The 12270-nt window shown below is 68.6% G+C and carries 12 protein-coding genes; 6 read left to right on the forward strand and 6 right to left on the reverse strand.

Annotated features, from left to right (window positions below):
- Positions 1-140: 140 nt before the first annotated feature.
- The 4 genes from C6W92_RS11855 to C6W92_RS11870 are packed head-to-tail and all read left to right on the forward strand — an operon-like array spanning position 141 to position 5727.
- Positions 141-1220 (forward strand): AI-2E family transporter, encoded by a 1080-nt coding sequence (locus C6W92_RS11855; RefSeq protein WP_129433440.1) that lies wholly within the window; start codon positions 141-143, stop codon positions 1218-1220.
- On the forward strand, positions 1217-1894 hold the full coding sequence (locus tag C6W92_RS11860) for a DnaA/Hda family protein (protein WP_129433443.1): 678 nt from the start codon (positions 1217-1219) through the stop codon (positions 1892-1894). Before C6W92_RS11855 ends, C6W92_RS11860 begins: the two co-directional genes overlap by 4 nt.
- Positions 1895-1943: 49 nt before the next feature.
- The gene (locus C6W92_RS11865; RefSeq protein WP_129433446.1) at positions 1944-4118 is read left to right on the forward strand and encodes an RNA degradosome polyphosphate kinase; all 2175 of its coding nucleotides are present in this window, start codon (positions 1944-1946) and stop codon (positions 4116-4118) included.
- A 58-nt stretch (positions 4119-4176) separates the two neighbouring features.
- Positions 4177-5727, forward strand: coding sequence for a Ppx/GppA family phosphatase (locus C6W92_RS11870; protein ID WP_241691148.1), 1551 nt, complete (start codon positions 4177-4179; stop codon positions 5725-5727).
- 23 nt (positions 5728-5750) lie between these two features.
- Here C6W92_RS11870 and C6W92_RS11875 read toward each other — a convergent pair whose 3' ends face one another.
- Both C6W92_RS11875 and C6W92_RS11880 read right to left on the reverse strand, forming a co-directional pair.
- The gene (locus tag C6W92_RS11875; RefSeq protein WP_129433451.1) at positions 5751-6410 is read right to left on the reverse strand and encodes a Fe2+-dependent dioxygenase; all 660 of its coding nucleotides are present in this window, start codon (positions 6408-6410) and stop codon (positions 5751-5753) included.
- Between the two features lie 4 nt (positions 6411-6414).
- Positions 6415-7269, reverse strand: a complete 855-nt coding sequence (locus tag C6W92_RS11880; RefSeq protein ID WP_129433454.1) for a hypothetical protein — start codon at positions 7267-7269, stop codon at positions 6415-6417.
- Positions 7270-7444: 175 nt separating this feature from the next.
- On the opposite strand from C6W92_RS11880, the gene C6W92_RS11885 reads away from it, so the two are divergent.
- The gene (locus C6W92_RS11885; protein ID WP_129433457.1) at positions 7445-8488 is read left to right on the forward strand and encodes an aldo/keto reductase; all 1044 of its coding nucleotides are present in this window, start codon (positions 7445-7447) and stop codon (positions 8486-8488) included.
- Between the two features lie 61 nt (positions 8489-8549).
- On the opposite strand, the gene C6W92_RS11890 is transcribed toward C6W92_RS11885, so the two are convergent.
- The 4 genes from C6W92_RS11890 to C6W92_RS11905 all read right to left on the reverse strand — a co-directional run bounded on the left by C6W92_RS11890 (position 8550) and on the right by C6W92_RS11905 (position 11382).
- Positions 8550-9416, reverse strand: coding sequence for a DMT family transporter (locus C6W92_RS11890; RefSeq protein ID WP_129433460.1), 867 nt, complete (start codon positions 9414-9416; stop codon positions 8550-8552).
- Positions 9417-9487: 71 nt separating this feature from the next.
- Complete coding sequence (locus C6W92_RS11895; protein WP_129433463.1) at positions 9488-10384, reverse strand: cation diffusion facilitator family transporter; 897 nt, start codon at positions 10382-10384, stop codon at positions 9488-9490.
- Between the two features lie 8 nt (positions 10385-10392).
- Complete coding sequence (locus C6W92_RS11900; RefSeq protein WP_104017391.1) at positions 10393-10809, reverse strand: Fur family transcriptional regulator; 417 nt, start codon at positions 10807-10809, stop codon at positions 10393-10395.
- A gap of 234 nt (positions 10810-11043) precedes the next feature.
- Positions 11044-11382 carry an SMR family transporter gene (locus C6W92_RS11905; RefSeq protein WP_338066327.1) on the reverse strand — a complete coding sequence of 113 codons (339 nt, stop codon included), beginning with the start codon at positions 11380-11382 and terminating at the stop codon, positions 11044-11046.
- Between the two features lie 110 nt (positions 11383-11492).
- On the opposite strand from C6W92_RS11905, the gene C6W92_RS11910 reads away from it, so the two are divergent.
- Complete coding sequence (locus C6W92_RS11910) at positions 11493-12185, forward strand: M48 family metallopeptidase (RefSeq protein ID WP_129433466.1); 693 nt, start codon at positions 11493-11495, stop codon at positions 12183-12185.
- Positions 12186-12270: the final 85 nt, after the last annotated feature.

Here is a 12270-nt window from a genome sequence, read left to right on the forward strand (position 1 = left end):
GCGGGGCTTTGCATGGGGGGGGGCGATTGAGGAATGAGGTCCTCGGTCAAGCCCGAGGATGACGGGGATGACGTGCTGGGCGCTCTTGAAACCCCCGGCGTCACAAGCGATGTTGCGCACACGCAGCCGAAGGAACGCCGATGGCCCTGCCGGTCCGGGATCAGATCAAATACTGGGGCATCGCGACCGTCGCGGTGCTGGGGGTGCTATGGGTGCTGGGGGACGTGATCCTGCCCTTCGTGCTGGGCGCGGCGGTGGCGTATTTCCTCGACCCCGTCGCCGACCGGCTGGAGCGGCTGGGGATGAGCCGCATCTTCGCCGTGGCGACGATCACCGCGGTGGCGGTGCTGGTACTGGTCATCATGGCGCTGCTCATCATCCCGTCGATCGTGGCGCAGGCGATCGCCCTCTTCGACACCGCGCCGCAGCTTGCGCGCGATTTGCAGGGCTTTCTCGGCAAGCACCTGCCGTCGCTCTACGAGCCGGACTCGACGCTGCAGCAGGCGCTGCAATCGCTGGGCGAGACGGTGCGCGAGCGCGGCGGGCAGCTTTTGCAGACCGCGCTCAGCTCTGCCGCGTCGCTGGTCAACGTGGTGGTGCTGCTGGTGGTGGCACCGGTGGTCGCCGTCTACCTGCTCTATGACTGGGATCACATGGTGGAGCGGATCGACCACCTGCTGCCGCGCGATCACGCGCCGATCATCCGGCGGCTGGCGGGCGAGATCGACGCCACGCTGGCGAGTTTCGTGCGGGGCATGGGCACGGTCTCGGTGATCCTCGGCACCTATTACGCGGTGGCGCTGATGCTGGTGGGGCTGCAATTCGGCCTCGTCGTCGGGGCGGCGGCGGGGCTGGTGACGTTCATTCCTTATGTCGGCGCGATCTTTGGCGGCACGCTGGCGCTGGGACTGGCGCTGTTCCAGTTCTGGGGCGACTGGCTGAGCATCGGGCTGGTGGCCGCCATCTTCGTATCGGGGCAGGTGATCGAGGGCAACCTGTTGACCCCGCGCCTTGTCGGTTCCTCGGTGGGGCTGCACCCGGTATGGCTGATCTTTGCGCTGTCGGCCTTCGGCACGCTGTTTGGCTTCGTCGGCATGCTGGTGGCGGTGCCGGTGGCCGCCGCGCTGGGGGTGATCGCGCGGTTCGCCGTGGCGGAGTACCAGAAAGGCAGGCTCTATCGCGGGTTGGACGGGCGCGGCGAGGATCGGGGCGACGGATGACATCCCGGCAACTGGTCTTTGATCTGCCCGCGCGCACGGCGCTGGGGCGCGAGGATTTCTTCGTCTCGCCGGCCAACGCGCAGGCGGTGGCGCTGATCGAGGGCTGGCGCGACTGGCCGGCGCGAAAACTGGTACTGGCGGGGCCGCGCGGCGCGGGCAAGACGCACCTGGTGCATGTATGGGCGGCGCTGACGGGTGCGCCGATCGTGGCCGCGGGGGACCTGGGCGGTGCCGATATCGACGCGCTGGCCGCCGGGCCGGTGGCGGTGGAGGATGCCGATGGCATCGCCGGGCACGCGGAGGCCGAGGCGGCGCTGTTTCACCTGCACAACCTGGTGCTGGCGGAGGGTCACACGCTGCTGGTGAGCGCGGCCGTGCCGCCGCGGCACTGGGGCCTTGCCCTGCCCGACCTGGCGAGCCGGATGGAGGCCATGCTGCTCGCGCGGCTGGGGCCGCCCGACGACGCGCTGCTGGCGGCGGTGCTGGCCAAGCTCTTTGCCGACCGGCAGCTTGCCCCCGCGCCCGATTGCGTGCCCTACCTCGCGCGGCGCATCGAGCGCACGTTCGACGCCGCCCGCGCCACCGTCGCCGAGATCGACGCGCGGGCGCTGGCCACGGGGCGGGCGATCACGCGGCAGCTCGCCGCCGAGGTGCTGGACAATCGCGGTCACTGACGCCATCATCCGTCACCCGAGTGTTACACTCCGCCACCATAAGGCCCGCATGACTCAGGCTGATTTTCTCAGGAACCCCGCCCCCGAACCGGTCACGCCCGAGGGGCTGGACATTGCCGGGCCGGGCCGGTTCTTTAACCGCGAGCTGAGCTGGCTCGGGTTCAACTGGCGGGTTCTGGAAGAGGCGGAAAACCCGCGCGTGCCGCTGCTGGAGCGTCTGCGCTTCCTGTCGATCTCGGCCACCAACCTGGACGAGTTCTACAACGTGCGCGTGGCGGGCCTGCGTGAATTGGCCAAGGCGGGCAGCACCACGCCCGCCGCCGACGGGCTGACGCCCGCCGAACAGCTCGTGCTGATCAACGAGAACGCCCGCAGGCTGCTGCAAGCGCAGCAACAGGCGTTCGAGACGCTGCGCACGGAGATGGAGGGCGAGCGTATCTCGATCCTCACCCATGACGTGCTCGACGATACGGACCGCGAGTACCTGGCCGAGATGTTCCTGCACCGGGTGTTTCCGGTGCTGTCGCCGCTGGCCATCGACCCGGCGCACCCGTTCCCGTTCATTCCCAATCTCGGCTACGTGCTGGCGTTGCAGATGTCGCGCATCTCGGACAAGCGCCCGCTTCAGGCGCTGCTGCCGATCCCGCAGCAGATCGACCGGTTCGTGGCGCTGCCCGCACCCGAGGGAGCGCACCGATTCCTGCCGCTGGAGGAATTGCTGCTGTTGCATCTCGACAGTCTGTTCCCCGGCTACCGTTACAAGGGGCATTGCGCATTCCGCGTGTTGCGCGACAGCGATCTCGAGGTCGAGGAAGAGGCCGAAGACCTGGTGCGCGAGTTCGAGGTGGCGCTGAAGCGCCGCCGCCGCGGCGAGGTGGTGCGGATGAAGATCACCTCGGGCGCGCCCGAGGCGCTGCGCGAGGTCATCATGCAGGAGCTGCACGTCATCCCCGACGAGGTGGTGGAGGTGGACGGCATGATCGGGCTCGCCGATCTGAAAGAGCTGGTGCTCGATGCGCGGCACGACCTCTTGTGGCCGCCGTTCACGCCGCGCGTGCCCGAGCGGGTGCAGGATCACGGCGGCGACATGTTCGCCGCGATCCGGCAGAAGGACATGCTGTTGCACCACCCCTACGAGACATTCGACATGGTGGTGCGGTTCCTGCAACAGGCCGCGCGCGACCCCGACGTGCTCGCCATCAAGCAGACGCTCTACCGCACCTCGCGCAACTCGCCCATTGTCGAGGCGCTATGCGAGGCCGCCGAGGATGGCAAATCCGTCACCGCGCTGGTGGAGCTCAAGGCGCGGTTCGACGAGGCCGCCAACATCCGGCAGTCGCGGCGGCTGGAACGGTCGGGCGCGCATGTCGTCTACGGCTTCGTCGACTGGAAGACCCACGCCAAGATTTCCACCGTGGTGCGGCGCGAGGGCGACACCCTCGTGACCTATACCCATTACGGCACCGGCAATTATCACCCGATCACCGCGCGCATCTATACCGACCTGAGCTTTTTCACCTGCGACGCCAAGCTGGGGCGGGACGCGACCAAGGTGTTCAACTACCTGTCGGGCTATGCCGAGCCGGAGGGGCTGGAGAACATCTCGATCTCGCCCAAATCGCTGAAGCCAAGGCTGCTCGACATGATCGGGCGCGAGGCCGAGCACGCCCGCGCGGGCAAGCCGGCGGCAATCTGGGCCAAGATGAACTCGCTGATCGAGCCGGACGTGATCGACGCGCTTTATGCCGCGTCGGAGGCGGGGGTGAAGATCGACCTCGTGGTACGCGGCATCTGCGGGCTCAGGCCGGGCATCGCGGGGCTGTCGTCGAATATCCGCGTGAAATCCATCGTCGGGCGGTTTCTCGAGCATTCGCGCATCGTCTGTTTCGGCAACGGCGCCGGGCTGCCGTCAAAGAAGGCACGGGTGTTCATCTCTTCCGCCGACTGGATGGGCCGCAACCTCAACCGCCGGGTCGAGACGCTGGTGGAAACCACCAACCCCACAGTCAAGGCACAGATTGTCAGCCAGATCATGGCCGCCAACATGGCCGACGTGGCGCAAAGCTGGGTCATGGCGCCCGATGGCAGCTTCGTGCGCGAACCGACCCCCGAGGGGGAATTCGCGTTCAACTGTCACCGCTTCTTCATGGAGAACCCGTCGCTGTCGGGGCGCGGCTCGGCGGGGGCGTCGGACGTGCCGACGCTGACCCACACCGACGATTGACCCGCGCGCGCCCGCGGCCTAGACACGTCAGGGACCGACAAGGCAGACGATGGACGGCGTGAACGATCCCGCAGCGCACCGCGACCGCCCCTTCGGGCGTCCGCTCTTCGACAGCCCAGAGGCGCGCGCGCTATCCCGCGTGGGTGTGGTGGACGTGGGCTCCAACTCGGTGCGCCTCGTGGTGTTCGACGGTGCCGCGCGCAGCCCGGCCTATTTCTTCAACGAGAAGGTGATGTGCGGCCTTGGCGCGGGTATGGCCGAGACCGGGCGGCTGGATCCGCAGGGCCGCGCACGCGCGCTCGACGCGCTCAGGCGCTTTGCGCATGTGGCCGAAGGGCTGGGCACCGGCCCGCTCAACGCGGTGGCGACGGCGGCGGTGCGCGAGGCCGAGGACGGCGCCGATTTCGTCGCCGAGGTGGAGCGCGAGACAGGCATCCAACTCTTTGTCATCGACGGCCCCGAAGAGGCGCGGCTCTCGGCGCAGGGGGTGCTGCTGGGCTGGCCGGGGGCCTATGGCCTGGTGTGCGACATGGGCGGCTCGTCCATGGAACTGGGCGAGATCGACGGCGGCCGCGTGGGCCGCTGCGTCAGTGCCAAGCTCGGCCCGCTCAAGCTGCGCGATCTCAAGGGTGGCAAGAAGGCGCGCAAGGCGCTGATCCGCGAAACGGTAGAGCGGCTGCGTGACGGGCTCGGTGAACAGAAGAACCGGCTGTTCCTGGTGGGGGGCTCGTGGCGCGCGATCGCCCGCGTCGACATGGCGCGGCGCGGCTATCCGCTGCACGTTCTGCACGAATACCGCATGACCGCCGCCGACCTGCGCGCCACCATCAAGCATATCGCCAAGCACGACGCGGACGCGTTGCGCGCGCAATCGGGCGTGTCGGCGGCACGCATCGCGCTGGTGCCCTTTGCCGCCGAGGTGCTGCGCGAGGTGGTGCGCAGCTTTCGCCCGCATGACATCGCGGTGTCGAGCTACGGTATCCGCGAGGGGCTTCTCTATGAACAGATGCCGGAATCGCTGCGCGTGCGCGACCCGCTGATCGAGGCATGCCGCTTTTCCGAGGCCAAGGACGCGCGCCTGCCCGGTTTTGGCCAAGTGATCTATCGCTTCATCGCGCCGCTCTACAAATCCGCACGGCCCGAACGGCTGCGGCTGGTCAAGGCGGCCTGCCTGCTGCACGATGTGAGCTGGCGGGCGCATCCCGATTACCGCGCCGAGGATTGTTTCGACAACGCCACCCGCGCCAATCTCGGGGGGCTGAAGCATTCCGAGCGGGTGTTTCTCGGGCTGGCACTGCTGCACCGCTATTCCAACAAGCGCGCGGGCACGCGGTTCGACACGCTGGAAGAGCTGATTTCCGAGCGCGACCGCAACGAGGCCGAGATCCTCGGGCGCGCGCTGCGGCTCGCGGCGATGCTGTGGCTGACCGACGAGACCGATATCGCGCGGATGCGCTGGCACCCGCGGCGCAAGGTGCTGAGGCTCGATCTCGCCTCGGACGCCTCGGCGCTGTTCGGCGAGGTGGCGCAGGCGCGCTTCAAGGCGCTGGCCGGGGCGCTGGGGGCCGTGCCGGAGGTCCGCATAGGCAGGAAGAGGGTTTCGGTCTGAGCGCCGCGGGGCGCGGGCGGCGTTCAGTCCTCGGCCCACATGCGGTAGAGATTGCTCTTGGCCTTGAACAGCCGGTCGAAGGCCGGGGTCTTGCCCTGCGCGTCAAAGACCTCGCGCGTGGCCACGTCGAGATCGTAGAGCACCTCGCGCCGCGCCGTATCGCGCACGCGGCTGGTGATCCAGCCGACCACGGCAAGCCGCTCACCGTCCAACACCGGCTCGACCCGGTGCAGCGCCGATGTGGAGTAGAGCACCGCGTCGCCGGCAGCCGGCTGGATCACCCGTTCCTCGATCCCGTCGTCGATGCACAGCCCGCCGCCCTCGTAGTCGTCGGGGTCCGAGAGCGGCAGGGTAAAGGACAGGTCCGTGCGGCTGCCGTTCATGATCGGGTCATCGACGTGGAGGCCGTATTCCATGCCGGTGCGATAGCGCGACAGCAGCAGCCGGGCAAAGCGCTTGGGCCGCGCGGCGGCGAGAAACACCTCGTGGCGCATGAGCGCGCGGCGGACCTTTTGGAAAATCGCCTCGCGCCCTTTCGAGGGCTGCGCTTGCAGGTTGGCCTTCACGTCGCGGGCATAGCGCCCCGCGGTGGTCTTGCCATCGCCGAATTCGAGGCGGGCGGCGGCGTCCCGCAACGCCGCCACCTCGCCCGCATCGAGCACGTCACCGATGACGAGGATCATCCGCTCAGCCCAGCCCGAAGCCGGTGAGTTCGATCCGCGCCGCGGCCCCCATCAGGATCGAGGGGGCCATTTCGAAATCGCCCTCGCCCTGAAGATCGCCGAAGGCGGCGTTGGTGGCCTTTAGATGGTCGAGGATTTCCAGCCCCGCCGCCTTGATGGCGGGATCTTCGCTCTCGGCCATCTGCCGCGCCTCGCTCTCGACCACGCGCAGGAAACCCCATGCGTCCTGGTATTCGTGCAGGTTCGACACCTCGCCGCCCGCGACGGCGACGGTGTATTCCTCGCCCGCCACGCGGGTCAGCGCGGCCAGCCCCATGACCTGATCGGCGGGGGACATGGTGGCGCGCACCTCTTCCATCATGGCGCGGGCGGCCTCGAAAGCGGCGCGCACCTCGTCGAGCGGCGCGCCCGTTTCGGCGGCCTCGGCAATGGCCCCGATCCGGTCCTTCAGCGCGCCCTTGTCCATCGCCGCGAGCGGGGCCGCGACGGCGTCGTATTTCTCCTTGATCGGGTGGCCCATATGGGTGCGCGCGGCCTCTAGATCGCCCGCCTCGTACAGCGCGAGACCGGCGCGCAGGTGGCCCTCCATGAAGCTCAGATCGCGCTGCAGGCGCTGTTCGGGATCGGCAACACCGGCGTTGCCTTCGCCTTCGCCTTCGCCTTCACCTTCGCCCTCGGCGGCGCTGCCCTCGCCCTCGCCTTCGGCCTGCGCGAGGATGATGCCGGATTGTTCGGTCTCGACAGGGGTATAGCCGTCCTCGGACGCCGCGGCGCCGGTCGCGGTCATGCCCGCGAGAACGGTGCCGAGGGTCAGGGTGCGGCGCACGGTGACGCTGCGTGGTTTGGTCCGGTCGGTCATGAGTATCCCCCTGTTTCGCGTTAAATCCGACAAATTCTGTTGGAATTGATAGCTCCCCGACGGCATGGGGTCAAGAAGCCCGATTGCTTTGGCCAGTTTTCTCATCTGCCACACCACTTGCCACCGTGAGACGGGGGCAATAGGCTCCGTGCGAAACGGGACAGGACCATCCGACATGCACAAAAGACCGCTGGGCCGCACCGGCATCGAGGTGAGCGCGCTGTGCCTCGGCTCGATGACCTGGGGCGCGCAGAACACCGCCGAAGAGGGCCACGCGCAGATCGACCGGGCGCTGGACCGGGGCGTGAATTTCATCGACACCGCCGAGATGTATCCCACCGCGCCCGTCCGGGCCGAAACTACCGGGCGCACCGAGGAGATCATCGGCGATTGGCTCGCACGGACGGGGCGGCGGGATGAGGTGGTGCTGGCCACCAAGCATTCCGGCGCGGGTTTTTCGCACGCCCGCGGTGGCGCACCGATCTCGGCGGCGACCATACCCGAGGCGGTGGAGGGGTCGCTGCGGCGGCTGCGCACCGACTACATCGACCTGTATCAATTCCACTGGCCCAACCGGGGCAGCTACATGTTCCGGCAGAACTGGCGTTATGACCCCTCGGGGCAGGATCGCGACGCGACGCTCGCCCACATGGAAGAGGCGCTGGAAGCCCTGCAACGCGAGGTCGACAAGGGCCGCATCCGCGCCTTTGGCCTGTCGAACGAGAGCGCGTGGGGCACGGCGCAGTGGCTGCGGCTGGCCGAGGCGGGGCGCGGGCCCCGCGTGGCCTCGATTCAGAACGAGTATTCGCTGATGTGCCGCCTCTACGACACCGACCTGGCGGAGTTGAGCGTCAACGAGGATGTCGGCCTGCTGGCGTTCTCGCCGCTGGCGGCGGGGATGCTGACGGGCAAGTACCAGGACGGCGCGCTGCCCCCAGGGTCACGCATGACGATCAACACCGATCTCGGCGGGCGCCGCGTGCCGCGCGCCTTTGCCGCCGTGGACGCCTACCTGGAGGTGGCGCGCAAGCACGGGCTCGACCCGGTGCAGATGGCGCTGGCGTGGTGCCTGACGCGGCCCTTCATGTGTTCGGCAATCTTCGGCGCGACGCGCATGGATCAGCTCGACCGGGCGCTGGGCGCGGCGGACGTGACGCTGGGCGACGAGGTGCTGGCCGATCTCGACGCGACGCACAGGGCGCACCCGATGCCGTTCTGAGGGGGCAGTTCATCGAGGCGCGCGCCGCGCGCAGCATGCCGCTTCGGGCCAGGCCTCTCCCCTATCGCCGCCGCCCCATCCGTGCCTCGCGCATCAGAGTGTAGAGCCCCGAGGCCACGATCACCGCCGCGCCGATCAGCGTCCACGTATCGGGCCGCTCGGCAAAGACCAGCATCCCGATCCCCAGCGCGAACACCAGCCGCGTGTAGCGAAACGGCGTCACCACCGCCACCTCGCCCACCCGCATCGCCGCGACGATGGCGTAATAGGCCCCCACGCCGCAGGCCAGCGCCAGCCCGAGGTCACGCATCTGCACGCCCCCCGGCACCACCGGCCCGTCCCCGAACGCCAGAAGGATCGCGCCCGTCGGCACCAGCGTGGCAAAGGCATAGGCCGAGAGCTGTATCGACGAGATCGCCGCCGGCACCGCCCGTGTCGCCAGGTCCCGCGCCGCCAGCCCGACCACCGCCCCCACGGCAAAGAGCGAGGCGGGCGCAAAGCCTTCGAGCCCCGGGCGCACCACCATCAGCACGCCCGCAAACCCCACGAGGATCGCCGACCACCGCCGCCAGCCCACCGGCTCGCCCAGGAACAGCGCCGCACCCAGCGTGACGGCGAGCGGCGTCGCCTGAAGAATCGCCGAGGCCGATGACAAGGGCGTCAGCGCGATCGCGGTGACGAAACACATGGTGCCCGCCATCTCTCCGGTGTTGCGCAGGATCACCGGCCGCGCCAGCAAATCCCGCGAGAACAGCCGCCGCCCCTGCCCCAGGCAGATCGCGGCGAATATCACCGCGCCGCCCAGCCCCAGCACCATGATGATCTGCCCCACCGGCATGGCCCCGGCCAGCCGCTTGATGAACATGTCCTCCAGCGCGAAGCCGGCCATCGCCAGCACCATCAGCACGCTGCCGCGCAGGTTTTCCATTCTCGGGGGCCTTTCCTCGGGGGCGATCACCCCCTATTCGCACAGCCCGCGACGAGGCGAAAGCCACTGCCCTACGACAACACGACGATGCCGCTGTGCTTGGCCTTGTGCTCGGGTTCGACATGGATCGTCACCCGCGCATCGGGCAGCGCGCCCATCAGCGCCGCCTCGATCCGGTCGCACAGCGCGTGGGCGGCCTCTACCGTGGTCTCGCCCGGCACCACGAGGTGAAACTCGATGAACGTCACCGGACCGGCGTGGCGCGTGCGCAAATCATGCGCCTCCAGCGCGGTTTCGCCCTCGGCGCTCTCGGCGATGATGCGGCGGATGCGCACCAGCTCGTCATCCGACACCGCCTCGTCCATCAGCCCGCTCAGAGAGCCGCGGATCACGCTCCAGCCCGACCACAGGATGTTGAGTGCAACCAGCACCGCGAGCGCGGGGTCGAGCACCCACCACCCCGTCGCCACTGCCAGCGCCACGCCACCCAGCACCCCCACCGACGAGACCACGTCGGTCATCAGGTGCCGCCCGTCGGCGGCGAGTGCCGGCGAGCGGTGCCGCCGCCCCTCGCGGATCAGCAGCCACGCCCATACCGCGTTGATGAGCCCCGCCCCGGCATTGACCGCCAGCCCCAGCCACGGCGCATCGATCGCGCGCGGGCTCGCCAGCCCGTCCCACGCCTCGCGCAGGATGAACACCGCCGCCAGCACGATCAGCACGCCCTCCAGCACCGCGGCGAAGAACTCGGCCTTGTGATGGCCGAACGGGTGGTTGGCATCCGCCGGACGCCGCGCCAACCGCAAGGCGGCGATCACCGCCAGCGCCGTGGCCACGTTGACCACGCTTTCGAGCGCGTCGGACATGAGCGCCACCGAGCCGGTCACGCGCCACGCCACCACCTTGAGCGAGAGCACCGCAAGCCCCACCAGCACGCTGCCCAGCGCCAGCCGCATCACCCGGTCCATGTTCCGCGCTACTCCTTGTCCTTGCGCGGCACGCCGTAAAGCTCCAGCCGGTGCCCCACAAGCCGATAGCCCAGCTTCTCGGCGATGCGCTCCTGCAGGGCCTCGATATCGGGATCGACGAACTCGATCACGTCGCCGGAATTGACGTCGATGAGATGATCGTGATGGGCGCGCTCGGCATCCTCGTAGCGCGCGCGCCCGTCGCCGAACTCCAGCTTGTCGAGGATACCCGCCTCCTCCAGCAGCTTGACCGTGCGATACACCGTGGCGATGGAGATCTTCGGGTCGCGGGCGGTGGCGCGGGCGTGCAGTTCCTCAACATCGGGGTGATCGTCGGAAATCTCCAGCACGCGGGCGATCACGCGCCGCTGCCCGGTCATCCTCAGCCCCCTGGCCGCGCAGCGCTCGGTGATGGTGTCGCGCATCGCACGCCTCCGCATCGGTTACGCAAGCCGGGATAGCGCCCCAAGCGGCGCATTTCCACCCTTTTCAGGACCGCCGAGCGACCCCGGTCACTCCTGGATCGGCGTTATGGCGGTGGCGGGACATGGGGGACTCGCGTCAATGCGCGGATCAAGACATGCCTGCACGCCCCGGCTGCCGGTCGAAGCGTGGCACACTCCGACCACCGTTCCTGCCGGCAGCGCGACAACCACCCGTCAATGCGGCGCCACCTTGGAGAAGAGCTGGATCACCACGATCCCGGCGAGAATCATCGCGGTGCCGATCATCGCGGGCGCGTCCAGCTTCTGCCCGAAGATCACGTAGCCGATGGCGGCGATGAACACGATGCCCAGCCCCGACCAGATGGCGTAGACCACGCCCACCGGCATGTATTTGAGCGTCAGCGCAAGGAGGTAGAAACTGATCGCGTAGGCGACCACCACCAGCACCGACGGCCACAGCCGGGTGAATTGCTGGCTGGCCTGCAACGCCGTGGTGCCCGCCGTCTCGGCGAGGATCGCCAGCGCGAGAAAGATATAGACCTGGACGCTCATGGCAGACGCTCCTTGGATGGGATGTGGCCCCTCGTTACGCGAGCACCCTCGCGCGGTCCAGCCCGTCCCGCCGCTTGCCAGCGGCGCCCCGCTGCCCCATATCTCGGGTCATGTTGAAATTCACGCCGATCCTTCTGGCGCTTCTCTACGCGCTCGCGATGTATCGCTTCTCGGTCTGGCGCACCACGCGCGAGCTTGACGCGCGCTCGACCGAGTTGGCCGACCCGCGACTCAAGTCGGTGTTCGACCGCCTCGCCCGCGCGCTCGACCTGCCGCGCGTGCGCGTGCATCTCTACGAGATCGACCCGGTGAACGGGCTCGCCGCCCCCGACGGGCGCATCTTCATCACCCGCGGTTTTTACCGCAAGTTCCAGACCGGCGAGGTCTCGGCCGAGGAAATGGCCAGCGTGATCGCGCACGAGCTTGGCCACGTCGCCTTGGGCCACGCGCGGCGGCGGATGATCGACTTTTCCGGGCAGAACGCGCTGCGCACCGCGCTTGCCATGATCCTGTCGCGCTTCCTGCCCGGCATTGGCGTGTGGATCGCCAACGGCCTCACCACCCTGCTGGCGGCGCGGCTGTCTCGCGGCGACGAATACGAGGCCGACGCCTACGCCGCAGCACTCCTGACCAAGGCGGAGATCGGCACCGAGCCACAGAAATCGCTGTTTCAGAAGCTCGAGGCCCTGACCTCGGGGGCGGGCGGCCCGATGCCCGCCTGGCTGATGAGCCACCCCAAGACCGCCGACCGCATCGCCGCCATCGAGAAGCTCGAGAACCGCTGGCAGCGTTCGCTGCGTTAACGTCGTCCTCGGGCTTGACCCGAGGATCTCTTGACCGGGAGGTCCTCGGGTCAAGCCCGAGGATGACATCTCCACACCCATTGCG

The organism is Roseovarius sp. A46 (assembly GCF_004126395.1).
Lineage (GTDB): Bacteria > Pseudomonadota > Alphaproteobacteria > Rhodobacterales > Rhodobacteraceae > Roseovarius > Roseovarius nitratireducens.